The sequence below is a fragment of the Polaribacter sp. Z022 genome, assembly GCF_023555495.1.
Classification (GTDB): domain Bacteria; phylum Bacteroidota; class Bacteroidia; order Flavobacteriales; family Flavobacteriaceae; genus Polaribacter.
Genome location: NZ_JALCZO010000001.1, coordinates 348,388 through 371,018 on the forward strand (window position 1 = coordinate 348,388; position 22,631 = coordinate 371,018).

Consider the following 22,631-nt stretch of genomic DNA (forward strand, 5'->3'; position numbering starts at 1 on the left):
GTTACATTTGAGAGTAATCAACTCTTAAAGTAATTTTATGAAATTATATTCAAAATCAATTCTTAAAAAAACACTCTTTTTTTTATTATTAATTACTTTTTTTAATACCTCTTCTCAAACAACTGTTGGAAGTGGGAGTTATACAACTAATTATCCAGGAGCAGACTCAGCAGGAAGAAATGGTTTCCCTTCTGGAACTCCACAAACATCAGGAAAAGCAGCTACAAAACCTGTACCAACTAATGATTGGTGGTCTACTCTTATAAAATCTAATCACGCAGATAATTTGTTTAATTATCCTATGACAATGAAAACCACAAATAATGGTTTAATTGTTACTTATATTCCCTGGGGACCAATTGGAGATTCTTCTCCTATTGAAATTGGTTTAGAAAACTTGTCTACAACTAAAACCACAGTTTCCAATTTTTCTGATTGGACTGTTACAATGAATTGGAATGATGGAACTAATGAAATGGAAGCTACTTCTGGTATTGGAATGCCGTTTCTTTATTTTTCTAAAAACACAAATGCAACCGTTAAAATTAATATCAAATCTGGAAATGTATCAATTTCTAATGAAATGATAACGATTGAAAACGCTGTAAATGGAGCTGATTTTGTTATTTATGCGCCAACTGGAAGTACTTGGTCTAAATCTGGAACAATTTATTCATCGATTTTAAACGGAAAAAATTATTGGTCTATGGCAATGTTGCCTCAGTCTACAACCAATGTTAATTCAGTTGCTCAAGAATATAAAAAATACGCTTATGTTTTTCCTACTGAAACAACTACAAATTGGTCTTACAATGCTTCAACATCAAAAGTTACCTCAACATTTGCAGTAACCACAGATGTTAAAGAAGGAAGCAATACTAACGTATTGTTAGGTTTATTACCTCATCAATGGGCAAATTTAGCGCCTATTTCTGCTAATCCTTCAGGATATAGCTATCAAAATGTAAGAGGAGAAATTAAAACTTTAAATGGTAATGGGTTTATCGTTGAAAATACTTTTAGAGGTATTTTACCAACATTACCTAATTTATCTCAATATAGTAACTCTTTTAAACCTCATGAACTAAATGCTAAAATAGCATCTATAGAAAATGATGGTTTAGCAACATGGACAGATTCTTACAATGAAGGTCAGGTTATGAATAGATTGATTCAAACCGCAAGAATTGCAAATCAGAAAGGAAATATAGCAGCAAGAGATAAAATAATAGCCACGATTAAAGAACGATTAGAAGATTGGTTGAGCTATGAAAATGGAGAAGTTGCATTTTTATTCTATTACAATAATTCATGGTCTACAATGTTGGGGTATCCTGCTGGTCATGGGCAAGATAATAATATTAACGACCATCATTTTCATTGGGGATATTTTATTCATGCAGCAGCTTTTTTAGAACAATTTGAACCTGGTTGGGCTTCTCAATGGGGAGGTATGATAAATTTACTTATTAGAGACGCAGGATCACCAAATAGAAATGATGACACCTTTCCCTTTTTAAGAAATTTTAGTCCTTATGCAGGTCATAGTTGGGCTAATGGTTTTGCAACTTTCCCTCAAGGAAATGACCAAGAATCTACGTCAGAAAGCATGCAATTTGCATCGTCTTTAATTCACTGGGGAACCATTACAGAGAATGATGAAATTAGGGATTTAGGAATCTACATTTATACCACAGAACAAACTGCTATTGAAGAATATTGGTTTGATATGTACAAACGTAATTTTCAATCAAATCAACAATATAGTTTAGTTTCTCGTGTTTGGGGAAATTCTTACGATAATGGTACTTTTTGGACCTCAGATATTACAGCTTCTTACGTTATAGAATTGTATCCTATGCATGCTGGTTCATTATATTTAGGGCATAATACCAATTATGTACAAACTATTTGGGACGAATTAAAACAATATACAGGAATTTTAAACCCTAATGATACCAATCCTAATTTATGGCACGATACGATCTGGAAATACCTATCCTTTTTAGAACCAGATGAAGCTCTTAATTTATATGACTTGAGCCCAAACAGAACGCTAAAATTTGGAATTTCTGATGCGCAAACTTATCATTGGTTACACACAATGAAAGCTTTAGGTAGAATAGATGCAACCATAACTGCAGATTATCCTATTGCAGCTGTTTTTTCTGATAATGGTACCAAAACCTATGTTGCTCATAATTATTCAGACAATCAAATTATAGTAACCTATTCAGATGGATTTCAACTTACAGTGCCAGCAAATCAAATGGCAACTAATAGAGGAAATGCTATTTCTGGAATAATGGAAGCTGATAAAACGCAAACTAGTATTGGTGGAACTATAAACTTAACTCTAAATACATCTACAAACGGAATTTCAAAAGTAGAATTTTACAATAATGATGTATTGTTAGGTGAAGATACTGCTGCTCCATACAATTATTCTGCTGCGAATCTAACTGCTGGTATTTATGGTATGTATGCTAAAATTTATACTTCATCTGGTTTTAATTATACTAATGTTATTAATATTCAAGTTGGAGATCAAAAACCATATAATAATATTGTTCACTCAATTCCAGGGATTATTGAAGCAGGTCATTATGATGAGTTTGAAGGTGGTGTTGGTCAAAACATCTCCTATTTTGATGCTTCTGTAAATAATGAAGGTGATTTTAGAACCACAGAATATGTAGATGCTATAACTGTAGCTAATGAAGGAGCTACTGTAGGTTGGATTTCTGCTGATGAGTGGTTAGAATATACTATTAACGTGCAATCTTCTGGTTGTTATGCTTTAAAAATGCGATATGCTTCTGGCAACTCAAATGGAGGTGGCCCAATTCATTTTGAAATTGATAGTCAAAAAGTAAGTGATGACATCCATTTTAATGCAACAGGTGGTTGGAATAATTGGAACTCGAAAACTGTTAATGTAGAACTTCCTCAAGGAACTCATATTTTAAAAATGGTAGTAGATCAGGGTGAATTTAATATTGGTAAAATGGAATTTACCTCAAATGGCCCAAGTTGTCCTGTAGCACAAGAAAACAGTTTACCTTTTAATTTTGAAACGTTTCCAATCACATCAGATTTTAATAATTTTGATGGTGGAACAGCAACTGTAGAAACAGTAACTTCTCCTCAAAACAATGGAAACTCAAGTACAAATTTGGCTAAAATTGTAAGAAATGGTGGACAACCTTGGGCGGGTTCTTATGTAAATCTAACAAATCCATTAAATTTTAGTACTAATAAATATATAACACTTAGAGTTTGGACAGAAGCACCTATAGGTACTAAAATTCAAATAAAATTAGAGCAACAAAATGGAAATAGTGCATTTGCTTTAGTAACAAATACAACCGTTTCTGGAAATTGGGAAACACTATTTTGGGATTTTTCTCAATTAGGAGCAAGCCCTTATGACAAACTAGTTTTTATGTTTGATATTGATAAAATTGGAAACGGCTCTAATACTTCAACTTTTTACTTTGATGATGTACAACAAACCAACACCTTAAACACAGCTGTTTTTTCTATTGATGATACTCGTATTTATCCCAATCCAGTAAAAAACAGATTAGTTATACAGTCTAATAAAAATGAAATTCAAAAAGTTGAAATTTATTCGTTATTAGGGAAAAAACTAAAAGTGATAAAACAAAACTTTAAAGAAATTACTGTTGAAGATTTATCTAGTGGATTGTATTTGTTAAAAGTATATTCAGAAAATCAAAGCTTTACAACGAAGATTTTAAAAGAGTAATTTTTTATTTATCCAATATTTAAAAAATTAGTAAATTTAAATTTATGGATAATGAAACACTCATTAAATATTTAGAGTTTCTTAAAACAGAATGTTTAAGGCATTCTAATGATAAATCAGTTAAAGAAAATGAGTTGCAGCTTTTTAAGTTAGAAATTGAGAAGTTTAAAAAAATATTATCCAAGTCTGAACTTGATACTGAGATAAAAGAAAAAGTAAACTCAATCAATCTCGATTTATCTCTGCCTAATTTTAAGGGTTTTAACCTTATTGCTTATATCGTTGGTGATCATTGGAATAATGATCGCAATATGGAAGAAATAATGTCAAAAAGATTACTTGAAATTTCAGAAGAAATAGAAAATACAGTCTTTGAAATCAAAACTATTCTCTAAAAACAACTTTTGACTGTTTACTGCTACTGCTAACTGTCAACTTTACATTTCTCCCCAAAATTAAGGCTCTATTATCTGCTTCATGACCAGCAGGAAAGTCAAACAAAACAGGAAAATTGTATTCTTTAATGACATCTAAAACCAATTCTTCTATAGTACTTCCCCATTTGGTAGAATTTGTTTTTATTTTAGAAATATCACCAATAATTACACCTGCACAATTTTCAAAATAACCAGCTCTTTTTAAACTTTGTAACATTCTATCAATAGAGTATTTATACTCTCCTATTTCTTCAATAAAAATAATTTTTCCTTTCGTGTTTGTTTCACTTTTAGAACCTAACATAGATGCTAATAAAGCAAGATTTCCTCCAACAATTTGTCCTTCTACTTTACCTGTTCTATTATATTTAGAAGAAGCTATGTTATATTTTAATAGCTCTCCAAAAATTGCTTTTTTAAAACTTGCTAAAGTTTCTATTATTTCTTCGGGTTTATCATCTACACTTGTGCCCATCATTGCATGCATAGTTTCTATGCCTAAATTATGAAAATGACTGTGAAAAGCAGTAATATCAGAATATCCAATAACCCATTTTGGGTTTTCTAAAAACTTGGTGTAATCTAAATTATCTAAAAGTCTTACAGATCCATAACCTCCACGTCCAGACCAAATTGCTTTAATGTTTGGGTTATCTAAAGCTTCTTGAAAATCTGCAGCCCTTTCAATATCTGAGCCTGCAAAATGACCACTTTTATTAAAAATATGTTTTCCTAATCTTACTTTTAATCCCCAAGATTCAGCTAACTCTTTCGCTTTTTTAATAGTTTCTTGTCTGTTTTTTAAAATTCCTGCAGGAGCAAGAATAACAATAGAATCTCCAGGTATTAAATATGGAGGTGTAATTAATGTAGTTGTTTTTACTTTAATTGAATCTACTTTAGTTTGCCCAATAGCTTTACAATTCATCATTAATAATGATAAAAATAGTAAACCAAAAATTTTCTTAGTACTCATAAAACATGTTTTTGTAAATGTATCAAAATTCAATGGTTTTTAAAACTCCCTTTTTTGTACTTTTGCACTTCAAAAATCAGTCCAAAAAAAATACGAGAAACTCATGAGTGCTCCAAAAAGATATACAATTACAGCAGCTTTACCTTATACAAATGGTCCTATTCATATTGGTCATTTAGCAGGTGTTTACGTTCCAGCAGATATTTATGCACGTTATTTACGTTTAACGGGTAATGATGTTGCTTACATTTCTGGTTCTGATGAACATGGAGCTGCAATACCAATGAGAGCTAAAAAAGAAGGAGTTTCTCCTCAAGTTATTATAGATAAATATCATGGAATTATCAAACAATCTTTTGCGGATTTTGGTATTTCTTTTGATAATTACTCAAGAACTTCAGCTAAAATTCATCATGAAACTGCCTCTGATTTTTTTACAAAAATGTATAATGATGGTGAGTTTGTAGAAGAAGTTTCTGCGCAATTATATGACGCTGAAGCAAATCAGTTTTTAGCAGATAGGTTTGTAATTGGTACTTGCCCTAAATGTGGATTTGAAGAAAGTTATGGAGATCAGTGTGAAAACTGTGGAACTAGCCATAATGCAACAGATTTAATAAATCCAAAATCTTCAATTACAGGAAATACACCAAGCTTAAAAGAAACTAAACACTGGTTTTTGCCTTTAGATAAACACGAAGCTTTTTTACGTGAATGGATTTTAGAAGGTCATAAAAACGACTGGAAACCTAATGTTTACGGACAAGTAAAAAGTTGGGTAGAAGATGGATTAAGACCAAGAGCTGTAACTAGAGATTTAGATTGGGGAATTCCTGTTCCTGTAGAAGGAGCAGAAGGAAAAGTATTGTATGTTTGGTTTGATGCGCCTATTGGATATATTTCTTCTACCAAAGAATGGGCAGCAAGAGAAGGAAAAAATTGGGAAGATTATTGGAAAAAAGACGATACTAAAATGGTTCATTTTATAGGGAAAGACAATATTGTTTTTCACTGTATAATTTTTCCAGCAATGTTAAAAGCGCATGGAGATTATATTTTACCAGAAAATGTACCAGCAAACGAATTTTTAAATTTAGAAGGAAATAAATTATCAACTTCTAAAAATTGGGCAGTTTGGTTGCATGAGTATTTAGAAGAATTTCCAAATCAGCAAGATGTTTTACGTTATACATTAACTGCAAACGCACCAGAAAGTAAAGACAACGATTTTACTTGGAAAGATTTTCAGACAAAAAATAATAGCGAATTGGTTGCCATTTTTGGTAACTTTATTAATAGAGTTGTAGTTTTAACCAACAAATACTATTCAGGAATTATACCAACTCCAAATGACTTTACAGAAGTTGATGAAGATGTTTTAGCGGCTGTAAAAGAGTTTCCGAATATTATTGGTAAATCAATTGAAAGATATCGTTTTAGAGAAGCATCTCAAGAATTAATGAATTTAGCAAGACTTGGAAACAAGTATTTAGCTGATGAAGAGCCATGGAAAGTAATTAAAGTAGATGCAGAACGTGTACAAACAATTATGTATGTTGCTTTGCAAATTTCTGCAGCTTTAGCAGTTGTTTCTGAACCTTTCTTACCTTTTACATCAACTAAATTAAAAGGAATTTTAAATTTAAATGTCAATTCGAACGAGGTTGAGAAATCTCTTTCTTGGGAAGATATTACAGAAAAAGATGTTTTAATTGCTGCGCAACATCAAATAAATAAAGCTGAGTTATTATTTTCTAAAATTGAAGATAAAACCATTGAAATTCAGTTAGAAAAATTACAAGCTACAAAGCTTGCAAACGAACAAGAAAACAAAGTTGTAGAACCTCAAAAAGAAACGATTGAATTTGATGATTTCACCAAACTAGATATTAGAATTGGTACTATTTTAGAAGCAGAAAAAGTTGCTAAAACGAAGAAGCTTTTAAAATTAAAAGTTGATGTGGGTATAGATACAAGAACCATAGTTTCTGGTATTGCTGAGAGCTTTTCTCCAGAAGAAATTATAGGTCAGCAAGTTTCTGTTTTGGTAAATTTAGCGCCAAGAAAAATTAGAGGAGTAGAAAGCCAAGGAATGATTTTAATGACTGATACTCCAGATGGTAAACTTGCTTTTGTAGAACCAACCAAAGACGTTAAAAACGGACAACAAGTGAGTTAACTATTATAAATATTAACTAAAAAAGGCCCGCTAAATAACGGGCCTTTTTTTATTTAATTTAGTTAAATTTTATTAAAATATTTAATATTCTTCAATAAAAATACAAAATTCATACATTTATATAATACATTGGCATTGTTTTTGAAGATTTTTATCAAAATAAAATTTTAAAGCTATGTTAAATAATTACAAAAAAGTTATAAAAAATATTTCTTTTATAACACTATTACTTTTCTTACAAAACAGTTTAATTAGTCAAGAACTATATCAACACAAAAAAATTGATTCAGTCTTTGATAATTACACAAAACCTTTTCAAGAAGTTATTTATACACATATAAATAAGTCTAAATTTATAAAAGGAGAAACATTAGGTTTTACTTCTTATGCTTTTAATGAGCAAAAAAAACAATTAACTACATTAACCACTAACTTGTATTGTATTATAACAGATGTCAACAACAAAGTGGTTAAAAAGAAACTTATAAAAGTAGAAAATGGTATTGCTAACGGCTCTTTTAATATAGATTCTAAATTTAAAAGCGGAACATATACTTTTAAAGCGTATACAAATTGGATGCTCAATTTTTCTAAAAACAATTACTTTGTAGACACTTTTAATGTTATAGATCCAGAAACTACAAAGTTTGCTCAAAAAACACTAAAAAACACTAAAATTGATGTACAAATTTTACCAGAAAGTGGTCATTTATTAAACAATGTAATAAATACAATGGGTGTTGTTGTTAAAGATAATAAAGGTTATGGAGTAGCAGATTTAGAAGGGAATATTTACGATTCAAATAACAATCAAATTACTTCATTTACTCTTAATCCACTTGGTATAGGTAGGTTTTCATTTATCCCTAAAAAAGACAAAAGTTACTATGCTGTATTAAATTATGAAGGTAAAGAGAAAAAAATTAATTTAACAGAAGAAATAAAACTATCTGGAGTAATTTTAAAAATTACAGAAAATAAAAATAATGCTTTAATATCTGTTGTTACTAATAAAAATACGTTGCCAAAAATTAAAGAAAAAAAATACAAACTTACTTTTCATAATGGTAATATTTTAAATACTATAAACATAAATTTTAATAACAAATTAAATATTGTAAATAAAGTTCCTCTAAAAAACTTATCAAGAGGTGTTAATATTTTTACTCTTTTTGATGAAAAAAATAGACCAATTGCAGAAAGAATGTTTTTTAACTACAGTAAGTTAAACGTTATAAAAAGTAAAGGTTTAACTAAAAGAATTATTAACGACTCTATAATAAGTACAACTTTAAATTTTGAAGACGCTAAAAGAAGAGGTTTTAATAATCTAAGTGTTTCAATACTACCTAAAGGAACAAAATCATATCAAAAAAACTCAAATATCATTTCTCAAGTTTTAGTACAGCCTTATATAAAGGGAGTTATTGAAAATGGTGGTTACTATTTTACAAATATTAATAAAGAAAAAAAATATCAATTAGATAATTTATTACTAACACAAGGGTGGAGTAGTTTTAATTGGGAAGAAATATTTAATTACGATAATAATCATCCTTATTTATTTGAAAAAGGGATATCATTAAAAGCAAATATTCCTAATTCTAAAAAAACAAATACTTTTTATATACATAATTTAACTAATAGAACTCCTGAAGTAATAAGTTTTGATAAAAAAATAAACTCATTTTCTTCAGATAATTATTTTCCTTTAGATAATGAAAGCTTATATATTTCTAGAGTAGATAAAAAAGGAAAATTAAAACCACTTGGTTCTTATCTACAATTCTACCCAAACGAAATTCCTGTTAGTACATCTATAATTGAAAGACTAAACCCTAAACAAGATTTTTATGCTTCAGAAAACTTATCTGAAGTATATGATTTTCAAAGTTTAAACAAAAAAGAAATGTTAGATGAAGTTGTAATTAAAACAAATCTAGAAAAAAAGCGAATGGAAAAAATTAAAAATAAATCTCATGGCGATGTTTATTTTGTTAATAAAGACAAAATACATTTAACATTGGCTCGCTTTCTAAATGGAAAATCTGGGCTCTTTGCTAGAGATTACTTCACTACCAGTACTTTTAATGTGAGTATTGTAGCAAATACTCCAAATATTGGACTAAAAAACCCAGGACGTACCTTAATTTCTTCACCTGCTATATTTATTGATGATATACAAATAATGGATAGTCAAATGTTATTTAATTACTCTCTATTTGATGTAGATTACATAGAGATAAATATAACAGAACATTTTACTGGTTTTAATAGAGGTATTGGTACTATTAGAATTATTACAGATCCTTCAAAATTTGATTTAAATATTCCTTCTGTAAGTAAGTTTAAATTTCCTATAACATTTGCTAAAGCAAAAAGGTTTTATGTCCCTAAATATCAAAATTATAATAATTCATTTTATAAAAATTACGGAGTTATAGACTGGTTACCTATAAATCAAATAAATAGAAATGGAAATCTAAATATTGAATTTATTAACAAACAACCTAATGACGTAAAATTGTTTATTGAAGGTGTAACAGAAGATGGAGATTATATTTTTGAAGAAAAAACAATTACAGTAAAGCCAAATAAAAACATATAACTATCATTATAAAAAAGTAAAGCTCCTAATTAAATATTAGGAGCTTTTTTTATGATCAATTAAATTTTCTAACCTAAAACTGTTTTCTTTTTTAATTCATTTACAAAAGGTTGACTATATATTCTTTTACCTAAAGCTGCATTAATTGCATTTGCAACAGCACCACCTGCTGGTGGTAAACCTGGTTCTCCTAAACCAGTTGGAGATAATTCATTTTCTACGAAATGAACCTCAACTTTTGGAGTTTCTTGCATTCTAATTAATTTATAAGTATCAAAGTTTTTAGAACTTGGTTTTCCATCTTCAAAAGAAAAATCGGCATACATTGCATGCCCTATTCCATCTAAAACACCACCTTCTACTTGGTTTCTAGCACCTGTAGGGTTAACAACTACACCACAATCTACAGCTACTGTTACTTTTTTAATTATAGGAAATCCATCTTTTAAAACAATATCTGCTATTTCTGCAACATGTGTATTATGACTATAATAAGCAGAAAAACCTTGAAAAACGCCTTCTTTAGTATTTCCCCAATTTGCTTTTTCTCTCACTAATTTAATAGTGTCTTCCATTCTTTGACCCGAATATTGAATTTGCTTGTCTTTTGTTCCTTTTACATTTTGTAATAAGTCTAAACGTAATTGAATCGTATCAATATTCATTTCTGTAGCTAATTCATCAAAGAAACTTTGTTCTGCAAATGCTAAAAAGTTGGTATAAGGTGCTCTCCAAGCTCCTGTTGTAATGTTACTTTTATAATTAGCTGTTTCAATTTTTAAATTTGGAATACATCCTGCTGGAAAAAAATGTGGAATTACACCAAACATATTCGAATTTATAGCAGCTTCTTTTAAATGATAACCTGTTACTTTTCCATCTTTTAAAGCTGCAGCAATTCTATATTTAATTGCAGGCCTGTAAACTCCTGTAGTCATATCATCTTCTCTGGTAGAGACTAATTTTACAGGTTTTTTAATTTTATGTGATATTTCTGCAACTTCATACACAAAATCTCCATACAAACGTCTACCAAAACCACCACCCATTCTTGTCATTTCTACATGGATTTTTTCTTTATCTACACCAAACATATCAGAAACTACACTTTCTGCAGCTTGTGGTGTTTGTACTGGCCCAACTAAATGTATTTTTTCTGAAGTAACATCAGCATAAAAATTCATAGGCTCCATACAATTGTGTGGTAAAAATGGAGAGTGATATGTTTTTTCCAACACTTTATCTGCTTTTGCAAAAGCATCTTTTACATTACCATCTTCTCTTCTACTATTTAGTTGATTACCATCTAAAATTTTGGTTAAAATTTTATCGTGATTTTCTGTACTTTCAACTTTAGAATCTATTTCCCATTTAGCAGAAAGTGCTTTTTTACCTTTAATAGCTGCCCAAGTATTTTCTGCAATAACCACAACTTTATCAGAATCAGAAATTTGAAAAGTCCAACTTCTTTTTCCAGACTTCTTAAATTCTCTTACTTTTTCGCCAATAGTAATTACATCAATAACACCTTTTACTTTTTTTGCTTCATCTGCATTAAAAGACACTAACTTCTGACCAAAAGCTGGTGGTCTTAACACTGAAGCAATTACCATGTTTTTAGCCTTAAAATCTAGACCAAATAATGGTTTACCAGTAATAATTTTATCAATATCTACATTTACAATCTCTTGCCCAATAATGGTGTAATCTTTAACTTTTTTTAGTTTTACATTTTCTGGAACTTCTAAAACAGCAGCTTCTTTTACAACATCTCCATAACCTAGTTTATCTCCATTTGCATTTGTTATAATTCCTTTTGATGCTTTACAAGTAGATGCTTCTACTTTCCATTTTGCAGCTGCTGCATTTACTAACATTTGTTTAGTAGTTGCACCTGTTTGTCTTAATGCATCCCAACCAAAACGAATAGACTGACTTCCACCTGCAATTTGTCTTTTAAAATTTTTGGTATCTAAAGCACCTTGTACAACATTAACTTTACTCCATTCTACATCTAACTCTTCTGCAATAATCATTGGCATAGATGTTTTTACACCCTGACCTATTTCTGGATTTGGAGAAAAAATTGTCACATAACCTTCATCAGAAATTTTAATAAAGGCATTAAAATCGTTAAAGTTTAAACTTTCTATATCTACAGGCATTACTGCCTCTTTAGTACAAGCTGTAAGTAAATTAAAGCCAACTAACATTCCTCCACTGGCTAAAATTGAGGTTTTTAAAAAATTTCTTCTACTAAAATTATGGGTTTTATGGGTTTTCATTTTCTAAATTTTAGTGATTAAGACATTTTTGCTGCAGCAACTTTTACTGCTTTTTCTATTCTATTATATGAAGCACATCTGCAAATATTACCATGCATTGCTTCTCTTATTTCTTCTTCTGAAGGGTTTTTATTCTCTTCTAAAAATGAAGAAGCTGTCATTATTTGTCCTGCTTGACAATAGCCACATTGAGGCACATCAATCTCTTTCCAAGCTTCTTGTACTGGATGATTTCCGTCTTTAGAAAGACCTTCTATAGTGGTTATTTTTACATCGTCTAAAATAGAAACTTGCATTTGACAACTTTTTGTTGCAACACCATCTATATGTACAGTACATGCACCACATTGTGCAATTCCGCAACCAAATTTTGTACCTACTAAATTTAATTCATCTCTTAAAATCCATAATAATGGTGTATCTGCATCTGCAGTAACAGAACGTTCTTTTCCGTTAATATGTAGTGTATAATTTGGCATACAATTTAGCTTTATAATGAACTTGGAAGTTACAAAAAATAGTTTTTGATATTATGTAACCAAATTAAAAGAAAGAATTTTAAGATGTTTTTAACAATAAAGCTTGAAATATCTTATAAAAAAGAAGAAAATGTTAAATCTAATTAAGACTCATGTAAAACTAAAAAAGGAATATCTGTATGGTAGCTAATTTCTTCTACTTTATTATGAAATAATATTTGTTGAAAATAATTTAGGTTTTTTGCAACCATTGCAATCATATCTATACTTCTACTTTTTACAAAGCATTGTAAAGCGTCTTTAGCTTTTTTATTTGTTAAAAAATGTAAGCTATATCTATTATTATAAAGGTAATCTTCTAATAGCTCTTTATTTTTTTGTTCTTGTGGGTTTAGTGTAGAAGGTTTTCTTCCAATATTTAAAACTCTTAGAGAAGCTCTATTTTTATCTAATATTTCAGATAGAGGTTGTAACAATTGCAAACCACTAGACAAAGAAAAATCTGTTGGAAAAGCAACCTCATCTATTCTATTAAATTTTGCATTTTCTGGTACAACTAGGGTTGTACATTTAACTTTAGTAATTACATCTCCAGTATTAGCTCCAATAATAAATTTATCTAAACCACTTGCTCCTTTGGTTCCCATAACAATAACATCTACTTTTTTTTCTTCTATATGTTGTCTTATAGATTCTAAAAAGAAATTGGTATCTGTTAATGTATAGAATTGGTGTTTTGTATTGTTAGAAAATTTTTCTAAAATTTTTTTTAATACTAATTTTAATTGTGTTTTAGCTTGTTCTATAGTATTATCTGCAACTAGGTTTTGAGAAGAAGAATGTAAATAATCATCTGTCACATCATTATTTAATTCATTTACATGTAATAGGTAAAAATTACATTCTGAATCTTTATAAAAATTCAATGCATACACAATAGCATTCCAAGAATTATCTGAAAAATCTGTTGGTAATAATATTGTTTTCATTAAAAATTCACCTTAGTAAAAAGGCAAATTTATTGTTATAGTACTTTTCAAAAAATGATATTGGTCATACTTAAATTTAACCCACTCATTATCAGCACATTTCTTGCAATCTATTTATATCTAAAATTCTTATTGTTCTACCTTCTATTTCAATTATACCTTGCTTTTTAAAGTTAGACATTGTTCTAATTAAAGTTTCTGTAGCTATACCTGCAACACTTGCTAAATCTATTCTAGATATTTTTATTTGTTCTTCTGGTTTACGATTTAATTTTTCTGCAAATTTTAAAATAGTACTTGCAGTCTTTTTACTTACAGAGCTATAAGCCATTTGCAAAAGTTGGTCTTTAACAACAGCTAAATCTCCTGTTAATAATTCTATTAATTCTAAGGTTACTTTATGATTTTTATTTAAAACACTAGTTAAGGCTTTTTTAGAAAGACCTACTAATTCTGTTTTTTGAATTGCTGTTGCAGATTCTTGATAAGCTAAATTTTGGGTAAATGAAGTATATCCAAACAAATCATCTTCTTTGTATAAAGCTGTTGTAAGCTGTTTACCTTGTTCATCTAATTTGTGACATTTTATAAGACCACTAATTATTAAATAGATGTAATTTGAGTTATTACCTTCTTTATAGATTATAGCATCTTTAGGAAAATGAAACGTTTCTCCATTATCATCAAAATAATTTTTTAAATCATTTAAACTTCTAATTTCTTCTTCTACTTCAGTTTCATTTTTTTCTTCTCTTCTCTCTTTTAATATAGATGCTTTAGCTATTCTACTTTCTATTGCACTAATTAACTCGTCTTCTGTAAATGGTTTTGTTATATAATCATCTGCACCTAAATCCATTCCTTTTCTCACATCTTTTCTTTCTGTTTTAGCAGATAAAAAAATAAAAGGTATGTGTTTGGTTATATCATTATTTGTTAAAGCTTCTAATACACCATAGCCATCTAACTCTGGCATCATAATATCGCAAACTATAATGTCTGGTATAATTTCTTTAGCTACTTTAATTCCAACTTTACCATTTTCTGCATTATAAACCTGGTAATTAGACAATTCTAAAAGTTCTGTAGTATTTTCTCTTAAAACTTCATCGTCTTCAATTAATAATATTTTTTTCATTTTGCTGAGTTAATAATCTTCATTTTAAATATAGAACCTACATTTTCTGTACTCTCAAAACTGATTTCTCCTCCAAGGCTTTCAATATGGTTTTTAATAATATTTAAACCTATTCCAGTTCCTTGAGTTAATAGTGCATTTTCTGCTCTAAAATAACGATTAAATATGTTTTTCTGATCTTTTTTAGGGATACCAATTCCATTATCAATAATTTTAAAAATAGTAAATTTTTTGTTTTGTTTAACTTTAATATCTATTTCTGTGTTTTCTGGCGAGTATTTAATAGCATTATTTACTAGGTTAGATAATGCAAGTTCAATTATTTTTTCATCTTGCATTAGAGATAATTCTCCAATATCTTCTGGGTATTTAATTCTTTGACCACCTTTTAAAAGCATATTTGCGTTGTAAATTACTTCATCTACAACTTTACTTACTTTAAATGTATGAAATTTGTAATTTATTTTTCCTGTCTCTAATTTTTCAATAGATAAAAAGTCATTTAAAATATTATTTAAGTAATGTATTTTACTTGTAATAGTTTCTAAATGTTTATCTCTTTTTGCTTGTTGTTCTGTTAATTTGTATTTACCTAACAACATTGTAGAAGTTAAGATACCGCTTAAAGGTGTTTTAAACTCATGAGAAACTAAAGACAAAAATTTTGTTTTTAATTCATTAAGTTCCTTTTCTTTTTTTAAGGCATCTTTTATCTTATTTTCAGCTTCAGTTCTTTTTTGGTTTTCTTCATCTAACTCAATGTTTACAACCTTTAATTCATTAACTGTTTTTCTTAATTCTTTGGTTCTTTCTTCTACCTTTTTTTCTAGTTCTTCGTTTAATTTATATATTTCTTGTTCTTGTTGTTTTCTTACAGAAATATCTATAACCAAAGCCATAACAAAAGTTTGCCCGTAAATTTCAAATGGATTTAAACCTGCTTCTAAAGGAAAAATGTCTCCGTTTTTTTTGGCTCCATATAAATCCCTTCCATTTCCCATTTGTCTTTTTTCTTTCTGAGTCATAAAACTGTTAAAATGAGCTCCATGACCAGCATGATAATTTGTAGGAATTAAAACATTAAGCTTTTTGTTTAAAAGTTCTCCTGGGTTATACCCAAACATTTTTTCTACAGAAGAGTTTACAGATACTATTTTTTGTTTTTCATCAACTACCACAACTCCTTCAGAAACAGCTTCAAAAAGTACATTAAAAATATCTTGTTCTTTATTTAGCATTTTAGCTATAACTTTTTTAATTAGATGATGAAAATACTACTTTTTAGGCAAGTGTATAGATTAAAATATGATTATTGTCATATTTTTTTAAACCTTGTTTTTTTAAATTTATCTGTATTCATAAACTCCTTAAATATGAAACATTCAAAAAAAACAATTATTGATTTTTACGAAAATCTTGGTAAACTATTTTACGCAATAGCTGCTGCAGATAATATTGTAGAAGAGATTGAGTTTAAGGTTTTAAAGGATACTGTAAAACACAAATGGACAAAAGTTGACCCCGTAAATGATGATTTTCAAACTGATGCAGCCTATCAAATAGAAACTGTTTTTGATTGGTTGAATTCTGAAGGTTTTTCTAATTCTAAATCTTGTTATAATGAATTTTTAGAATTTAAAAATGCTCACCCTTCTTTATTTACAAATGATATTAAACGACTTATTTTAAGAACAGCAATGAAAATAGCTTCATCTGTTACCAATTTAAATAAGTCTGAATATTTATTAGTTGAAAAACTTGGTTTTGATTTAAAAAGATAAAAAAAAGCACTCATAAGGTATGAGTGCTTTTTTGATTGTTTTATTTACCACCCAACATTAATAACTCATTACAAACAATCTCTGTAATGTATCTTTTTTCTCCTTCTTTTGTTTCATAATTTCTAGAAGTTAATTTACCTTCTACAGCAACTTCATTTCCTTTTTCTAAATATCTTTCTATTATATCTGCTGTTTTATTCCATGCTACAACATTATGCCACGTTGTTGCCCACTAGGGCTCAATTCCAGAAAAGATAGCGGAGCTATCTGTTTTAGTTTAAATAGAATGGTTTTGTTATCAAAAATAATTTCATTTGTAATCATTTCTACAATATCTCTTTTTTGTCCTCTATCTAAATTTTGCCAATTATTATAAAAATCAATAGACTTATTTGCTATGATTTGAAACGAAGATTTAGCTTGTTCTAACTGTTCCAACTCTAGTTCTAAACTTTTAATATTAGCTTCTAAATTTTCTTTTCTAACAAAAACTGGGTCATAATGTTTTTTGAATCCTTTGGTTGGTATTTCTCCTTTGATGTTTAAATCAATTAGTTTATCCAATTTAGCTTCTAGTTTATCAAGTTCTGATTTTGCAAATTCTATTTCATCCGTTTTTAAATTTAATTCCTGAATATTTGATTTATTGTACTCAGATAACTCTTCATCAGAAATTAAAAATTGCTTTATTCTAGATAAGAATACTTCTTCTAAATCTTCTTTATGAATTCCATATTTACATTCTTTACAAGTATATCTATCACTTTTAGATTTAATACTCATTTTATGACCTTGCTCGCATTTTAAATAACTTGTAAATAAATGGACTCTTTTATTTAGAGGTTGTCTAAACGATTTACTCATTTTTTCCTGTTCTAAAATAATTGCGTTTGCTTCTTCCCAAATTTCTTCAGTTACTAAAGTAGGACAAGGAAGATATTCCCATTCAGATTGCGGTTTCATACCTGTGGGATTATCTTTTGTTTTTTGACCTCTATAGTTAAACTTGCGCATTCCCTTAGCATCAGTATTTTTCAGTAATCTTTTAATGGTAACATCACTCCAAGGTCTTCCTTTTCTTGTTTGATATCCTTTATCATTTAATATTTTGGCAACAGTTTTTGTTCTTTGGTGTTTGATAAACAAATCATATATCAATCTTCTAACAGGTGCTTCTTCATCATTTATTTCTAGTTGAGCATTCACAATTTTAAAACCATAGCTTGCTTGACCTCCAGTAAATTTTCCTTGACTTCTTCTGTAGTTGAGACTTGCAATCTGACGTTCATAAGTAATTTCTCTTTCATAAGTAGTTAAGGCTGAAAGTAGGGTGTAAAAGAATTTTCCACCACTTGTAGAAGTATCTAAAGATTCATTAATAGAAATGAGACTTGCATTATGTGTCTCAAAAAATTTGCTGTATTCTAAAAGCTCTGATGTATTTCTTGCCAATCTACTTAAAGAACTAATGATAATTCCTTGCACCTTAGAAGTTTTCACATCTTCAAACATTTCAAGAGTCTGTTTATGTTTGATGGTACTTTTACCAGAAACTCCAGCTAAATTATATATTTTAACAACTTTCCATCCTTTTGATTTTGCATACATTTTACCTCTCTCTATATGCGTTTCTACAGAATCCGTATTATTTTTTTGGTCTAGAGTACTTACTCTTACAAATATTGCAACATTCATATTTACAGTGTTTTATATCTAAAATAACTCCTTAAAAAACCAATTCAAAGACAATACAAAACTTTATTTTTTCTTCTTAAATATCTTAGCGAGCCTAGATTTAATATTCTTCATTTGAGAACTATCATCATTTTCAAATTCTGTAACTATTCTAAACCCTTTAATAACTTCTTCTTGTTTTTGTGGAAGAACAGCAAATTCATCTAACAAATTTGATATTTCATTAGGTTGTATAAATTGAACTAAATTTCTATCCTTTTTTGATAATTCCTTATCTGCTAGTTTTTGTATTGCATTCAAATGATTTCGGTTTTTGGAAACCATAATTACAGGGATACAACCATCTTTTAAACACTTTTTGATGTTTTGTACTTCATATACAGGCTTGTTGGTTTCAGAAATTTCAAACCCAATTTTCATTCCATTTTGCTCTAAGACAACATCTATTCTTCCACCATCTTTGGTTAGATATTCAGTTGTTGCTTTATAGTTTCTATCCTGACCTAATTTTTTAATTATTGATTGAAGATAGGTGTGTGCTCTAACTTCTATAGATTCATTTTCTTCAGCAATTATTTTCTCTCTTTTTTTTTCTGAAATTGCTTTAGATTCCTTTATTACCTTTTTTTCAATTTCCTTTTCTTCGGGTTTAGAAATAATTATATTTTCTTTTGATTTAGCTTCTTTATTCTCATGTCGAGTAACTTTCTCTTTTTTATAAGTTTTATTTTGAGAGGGAAGCATTGCTATTAAAAGTTCTTCAACTGCTGCTTTTGAAGTTGCATATTTTTCTCTAACTGTCTGAATAATTTTATAGGAATAATCTAAGCTGACATCAGAAAGTTTTTCAGTGATAAGATTAAAATCATTAGTACTAGATCCAATTCGCATAATTACTTCACCTCTATTTAAACTTTGTAAATCTGATTGCTCAAAATACGAGAAACCTGCTTCTAGTTTTTTTGCATCATTATCTCCTAGTCTAAAACAAATTCTTGTTTTAGGGTTTGATAAAACTGAATTTAACAGGGAAGTATCTTGTATCTGTCCCAATTCTTGATGAGCAACTGTAATTCCTAATTTATACTTCCTTGCACCACTTAATATTCTCTCAATACTTGGTGTAATAAAATTCTGAAATTCATCCAAATACAACATATAAGGTGTACGTTCACCTCTACTTTGATTTTGTCTTGCCAAAGCAGATTGATTAAACTTAGCCAAAAACAAAGACCCTAATAAATACGAATTTTCTTCACCAATTAAACCTTGAGAAAGTTTTAGTAAAACAATTTTATTTTCTGCCAAACAATCAGAAATCTCAACTCCTTTTTTTTGAGCCAACATATACCTCACTAATTTTGGTCTTAAAAATGTATCAATTCTTGTTAAAAGTGGAGCAATTCTTTTTTTAACCATTGGATACTCATTATTCCAATAATAATGTAATGAAGGATCATTTACATTTTGGAGAAAAGCGTTTCTAAATTTATCTTCAATTAAAAATCTTTTTAACTCGATTAATGTTCCTCCAGATTCATTTTCTAAGATGGTATTTACAGCATTTTGTAGCACTGATGTCATAGTATCTCCCCATGCAGTTGCGTGTCTTTTAAAGGCAGAAACAATATCTGAAGACAATACAATTTTTTGCGCTTCAGTTTTGGCTTCAAGCAGATTAAATCCAATAGGGAAGTCAATGTCTGATGGATCAATAAGCACCACATCATTAATACGATTCTCTGGAATTCGTTTTAAAACATCATCACAAATATCTCCATGTGGATCGAAAAGTGCGCATCCTAAACCCTGCTGAATATCCTCAAGCATCATATTTGCTATCAATGTACTTTTCCCTACACCTGTAGCACCTAGAATATGAGTGTGTGAAAGACGTGATTCTATTTCAAGATGCACAGGGAGTGATTCTTCTTGATGAATATTTTCTCCCAGATAAACTCCTTTTCTTCTTGGGTTATTTTGTCTTTTGGTTTTTGCACCTGTTAAACCTAACTTTTCATTGATTATCGTTTTATTTGGATAATGCACAAAATGTGTCAATTCTTTGGTATTTAAAATACATCCAAATCGATTTGAAGTGCGATAAAAAATATTCCGTAAATGATCGTTATACTCATATCCTTCATTAGACAAAGGAATTAATCTATTGCACTGAGAACTAGAAACACTTGTGATACTTTTTACTAATTCTTGAACAATAACTTTACTATCTTCATCAAATTCAGCTTGAGCACCAACTCTAACAACAACCGAAAAAAGGGGATTACTGACTTTGTTTTTTGTTTCTAATATAAATTCAGGATGCCCTTCAAAAAAACTTCCTCCTCTTCCATCTGAAACTGCATATTGCATTTGAGCAGACCAAGGTGCTGTTACTCCTTTAAAAATTACTTGGAAAATTGCTGTTTCATTTTTATTTAATGTTCCTAAAACTGCTATGATTGATGTTAATGGGTCAATATTTAAATTATCAGATTGAGCAATAGGTAACATAAACTCATTATCCAAACCAAAATCTGCAATGGCAACTGATTTCTCGAAATCAAACTCTATATCTAGAGCTTCTTTGGTTTTTAAAATTGCAGAAGGATAAAATGCTTTGATATGAGAATATAAGCGTTGATAATCATTTTTTCGAGCTGTAAATTGAACTTCAATACTTCCTCTTTGCGCTAGTATTTCAAATGAAAAAGAGTCTTCTGAAAAACTCAAAAGACTTACCAATTCTTGCATATAAGAAATTGTAATATCTGTTCCTTTAGGGAAAATAATACCAATGCATTCAAGTTTTGGTTGTGGATTTACAGGAACTGAATCAATTTCAGAAAACGTTAATTCTTCCTCTACTGTTTTTTCTTTAATAGGTAGAAACCATTTTTTAATTCCACCAAAAATTGATATTTCTCCATCATCCTTAAATTTTTCTTTTGTGTATGTTAAAGGTTTAAATGGAACAAATGGTGGTTCAATATCTATAGGCTCATCAAAATGATAATAACCACGACCTCTAGCTTCCCAAGAATAGAAATTGATCGTGGCTTGTTCTGTTAATGAATTCATCGCTTAAAAACATCATTCAAAATTGGTTTTTTATCGGCATCAGAAATTCGGATTCCTTTATCTTTGGTAATTTCTTCTATTACTTTTAATACGGATGCTTGTGCATAGCTTCTGAACATACTTGCTGTATCCATAGAGTAATAGGTAACAGGGAAGAATGCTTTAACAAAATAATTACCAACAAAAGGTATTTTAGAAATTAATAATTCAAATCCAGTTTTTTCAGTAAACATCCACCAAGACACAAATGTGCCATTCCCATAAGGAGCCAAACAGCAATCGTAAGTGTAATTTTTCCATTTTACTCTTAGGTACAAACGTTTAACTGACAGCTTGTTGCCAGTACTAATATATTTTTCTTCAATTTTGATTTTGTTTATTCTATGAGATTTTAATTCTTCTGTAAGGAGTTTGTAGAAATCTTTAGTAGAATATTCAAAATTATCCAACAGGGTGTTCCAACTAGCATTAAGGGTTGGAACTCCTTTTTTTAAGAATGAAATGATTGCGATGATGAATAGAATTGCTAAAATAATTACCATAGTTATTGTTTTTAAGATTATTAAAAAACAATAAAAGTAGAAGCTGAACCAATAAAAATATATGACTTTTGGCTATGTGGATGTTTTGATTTTCTAAGAGGTCTTTTTGATAATCTGAAAAACAAAAAAACCGCCATCTGGCGGTTTGATTACAAAACAAAAGATTCAAACTTTTGTTGTAAATTTTTTCTAAAATGACGTGATACTTTCAACTTGTGGTCTCCTATCCATAGGTAGAGCCATTCACACCTTTTGTCTACAAGTGATACATTAACGATTGTATCTTTTTTAATAAAAATAAAATTATCATTTGCGTTAACAATTTCTATTAATGATAATCTCTTATAATATTCTATTCCTTTACTGCTGATAAATTTTATATAACCTTTTTTTGAGTTGCTACTGGTTATATACAGTATGCTATTAAGTGGAACCTTGAATATATTTGCGGTTATTTTTCCGCTTTGCTTATCTAGCAAGCAAGTTGTCTGTGTTGGTTCTTTATAAACCCAACAATCATCTTTTTTAGATGTTTCTGTGAACATATATTTCTTTAACATTCAGAACTACTGGATTATTAAATACTATACATCTTACAGTTTTTAGCATAGGCAATGTGGTTTAAAAATTAATATATATAAAATCAACTCTTTTGAGTTGTATAATATT

At 29.1% G+C, this 22,631-nt stretch carries 15 protein-coding genes and 1 pseudogene; 5 read left to right on the forward strand and 11 right to left on the reverse strand.

Features of this window, described 5'->3' with window-relative positions; all coding sequences use genetic code 11:
* The first annotated feature begins 37 nt into the window (after window positions 1–37).
* Together MPF13_RS01540 and MPF13_RS01545 are read left to right on the forward strand one after the other, a co-directional pair.
* On the forward strand, window positions 38–3,772 hold the full coding sequence (locus MPF13_RS01540) for a glycosyl hydrolase (protein ID WP_249980548.1): 3,735 nt from the start codon (window positions 38–40) through the stop codon (window positions 3,770–3,772).
* Window positions 3,773–3,816: 44 nt separating this feature from the next.
* Window positions 3,817–4,167 carry a hypothetical protein gene (locus tag MPF13_RS01545; protein WP_249980550.1) on the forward strand — a complete coding sequence of 117 codons (351 nt, stop codon included), beginning with the start codon at window positions 3,817–3,819 and terminating at the stop codon, window positions 4,165–4,167.
* On the opposite strand, the gene MPF13_RS01550 is transcribed toward MPF13_RS01545, so the two are convergent.
* Entirely contained in the window at window positions 4,157–5,185 is a 1,029-nt protein-coding gene (locus tag MPF13_RS01550; RefSeq protein WP_249980552.1) for a S66 peptidase family protein, read from the reverse strand. The two genes, MPF13_RS01545 and MPF13_RS01550, sit on opposite strands and share 11 nt — an antisense overlap.
* A 103-nt stretch (window positions 5,186–5,288) precedes the next feature.
* Between MPF13_RS01550 and metG the strand changes: the two genes are divergently transcribed.
* Both metG and MPF13_RS01560 read left to right on the forward strand, forming a co-directional pair.
* Window positions 5,289–7,364, forward strand: coding sequence for a methionine--tRNA ligase (metG, locus tag MPF13_RS01555; protein WP_249980554.1), 2,076 nt, complete (start codon window positions 5,289–5,291; stop codon window positions 7,362–7,364).
* 175 nt (window positions 7,365–7,539) lie between these two features.
* Window positions 7,540–9,972: a hypothetical protein gene (locus tag MPF13_RS01560; RefSeq protein WP_249980556.1), complete on the forward strand. Its 2,433-nt coding sequence runs from the start codon at window positions 7,540–7,542 to the stop codon at window positions 9,970–9,972.
* A gap of 68 nt (window positions 9,973–10,040) precedes the next feature.
* On the opposite strand, the gene MPF13_RS01565 is transcribed toward MPF13_RS01560, so the two are convergent.
* From MPF13_RS01565 to MPF13_RS01585, 5 genes are all read right to left on the reverse strand, one after another.
* Window positions 10,041–12,257 carry a xanthine dehydrogenase family protein molybdopterin-binding subunit gene (locus MPF13_RS01565; protein WP_249980557.1) on the reverse strand — a complete coding sequence of 739 codons (2,217 nt, stop codon included), beginning with the start codon at window positions 12,255–12,257 and terminating at the stop codon, window positions 10,041–10,043.
* 17 nt (window positions 12,258–12,274) lie between these two features.
* Window positions 12,275–12,736 carry a (2Fe-2S)-binding protein gene (locus tag MPF13_RS01570; RefSeq protein WP_249980558.1) on the reverse strand — a complete coding sequence of 154 codons (462 nt, stop codon included), beginning with the start codon at window positions 12,734–12,736 and terminating at the stop codon, window positions 12,275–12,277.
* Between the two features lie 143 nt (window positions 12,737–12,879).
* The gene (locus MPF13_RS01575) at window positions 12,880–13,725 is read right to left on the reverse strand and encodes a universal stress protein (RefSeq protein WP_249980559.1); all 846 of its coding nucleotides are present in this window, start codon (window positions 13,723–13,725) and stop codon (window positions 12,880–12,882) included.
* 91 nt (window positions 13,726–13,816) lie between these two features.
* On the reverse strand, window positions 13,817–14,863 hold the full coding sequence (locus MPF13_RS01580) for a response regulator (RefSeq protein WP_249980560.1): 1,047 nt from the start codon (window positions 14,861–14,863) through the stop codon (window positions 13,817–13,819).
* A complete protein-coding gene (locus tag MPF13_RS01585; protein ID WP_249980561.1) occupies window positions 14,860–16,101 on the reverse strand; it encodes a PAS domain-containing sensor histidine kinase in 1,242 nt (413 codons plus the stop codon). Before MPF13_RS01585 ends, MPF13_RS01580 begins: the two co-directional genes overlap by 4 nt.
* Before the next feature lie 135 nt (window positions 16,102–16,236).
* Between MPF13_RS01585 and MPF13_RS01590 the strand changes: the two genes are divergently transcribed.
* Window positions 16,237–16,644, forward strand: coding sequence for a hypothetical protein (locus MPF13_RS01590; protein WP_249980562.1), 408 nt, complete (start codon window positions 16,237–16,239; stop codon window positions 16,642–16,644).
* A 40-nt stretch (window positions 16,645–16,684) separates the two neighbouring features.
* Here the strand turns inward: MPF13_RS01590 and MPF13_RS01595 are convergent.
* The 5 genes and pseudogenes from MPF13_RS01595 to MPF13_RS01615 all read right to left on the reverse strand — a co-directional run.
* A pseudogene (locus MPF13_RS01595) lies at window positions 16,685–16,870 on the reverse strand (single-stranded DNA-binding protein); the annotation flags it as partial.
* Entirely contained in the window at window positions 16,849–18,339 is a 1,491-nt protein-coding gene (locus MPF13_RS01600) for a recombinase family protein (protein ID WP_249980563.1), read from the reverse strand. The pseudogene MPF13_RS01595 and the gene MPF13_RS01600, both read right to left, overlap by 22 nt.
* Window positions 18,340–18,402: 63 nt before the next feature.
* Entirely contained in the window at window positions 18,403–21,420 is a 3,018-nt protein-coding gene (locus MPF13_RS01605) for a type IV secretory system conjugative DNA transfer family protein (RefSeq protein WP_249980564.1), read from the reverse strand.
* The gene (locus MPF13_RS01610) at window positions 21,417–21,962 is read right to left on the reverse strand and encodes a hypothetical protein (RefSeq protein WP_249980565.1); all 546 of its coding nucleotides are present in this window, start codon (window positions 21,960–21,962) and stop codon (window positions 21,417–21,419) included. The genes MPF13_RS01605 and MPF13_RS01610 overlap by 4 nt, the downstream gene beginning before the upstream one ends.
* Window positions 21,963–22,111: 149 nt before the next feature.
* Entirely contained in the window at window positions 22,112–22,507 is a 396-nt protein-coding gene (locus tag MPF13_RS01615; protein WP_249980566.1) for a LytTR family DNA-binding domain-containing protein, read from the reverse strand.
* Window positions 22,508–22,631: the final 124 nt, after the last annotated feature.

Excerpts from the sequence above, each read along its gene's own strand:
- MPF13_RS01565 (WP_249980557.1), bottom strand. The coding sequence starts at position 12,257 with ATGAAAACCCATAAAACCCATAATTTTAGTAGAAGAAATTTTTTAAAA.
- MPF13_RS01540 (WP_249980548.1), top strand. The coding sequence starts at position 38 with ATGAAATTATATTCAAAATCAATTCTTAAAAAAACACTCTTTTTTTTA.
- MPF13_RS01585 (WP_249980561.1), bottom strand. The coding sequence starts at position 16,101 with ATGCTAAATAAAGAACAAGATATTTTTAATGTACTTTTTGAAGCTGTT.
- MPF13_RS01550 (WP_249980552.1), bottom strand. The coding sequence starts at position 5,185 with ATGAGTACTAAGAAAATTTTTGGTTTACTATTTTTATCATTATTAATG.
- MPF13_RS01590 (WP_249980562.1), top strand. The coding sequence starts at position 16,237 with ATGAAACATTCAAAAAAAACAATTATTGATTTTTACGAAAATCTTGGT.
- MPF13_RS01575 (WP_249980559.1), bottom strand. The coding sequence starts at position 13,725 with ATGAAAACAATATTATTACCAACAGATTTTTCAGATAATTCTTGGAAT.
- MPF13_RS01580 (WP_249980560.1), bottom strand. The coding sequence starts at position 14,863 with ATGAAAAAAATATTATTAATTGAAGACGATGAAGTTTTAAGAGAAAAT.
- MPF13_RS01560 (WP_249980556.1), top strand. The coding sequence starts at position 7,540 with ATGTTAAATAATTACAAAAAAGTTATAAAAAATATTTCTTTTATAACA.
- MPF13_RS01600 (WP_249980563.1), bottom strand. The coding sequence starts at position 18,339 with ATGAATGTTGCAATATTTGTAAGAGTAAGTACTCTAGACCAAAAAAAT.
- MPF13_RS01605 (WP_249980564.1), bottom strand. The coding sequence starts at position 21,420 with ATGAATTCATTAACAGAACAAGCCACGATCAATTTCTATTCTTGGGAA.
- MPF13_RS01545 (WP_249980550.1), top strand. The coding sequence starts at position 3,817 with ATGGATAATGAAACACTCATTAAATATTTAGAGTTTCTTAAAACAGAA.
- metG (WP_249980554.1), top strand. The coding sequence starts at position 5,289 with ATGAGTGCTCCAAAAAGATATACAATTACAGCAGCTTTACCTTATACA.
- MPF13_RS01570 (WP_249980558.1), bottom strand. The coding sequence starts at position 12,736 with ATGCCAAATTATACACTACATATTAACGGAAAAGAACGTTCTGTTACT.
- MPF13_RS01615 (WP_249980566.1), bottom strand. The coding sequence starts at position 22,507 with ATGTTCACAGAAACATCTAAAAAAGATGATTGTTGGGTTTATAAAGAA.
- MPF13_RS01610 (WP_249980565.1), bottom strand. The coding sequence starts at position 21,962 with ATGGTAATTATTTTAGCAATTCTATTCATCATCGCAATCATTTCATTC.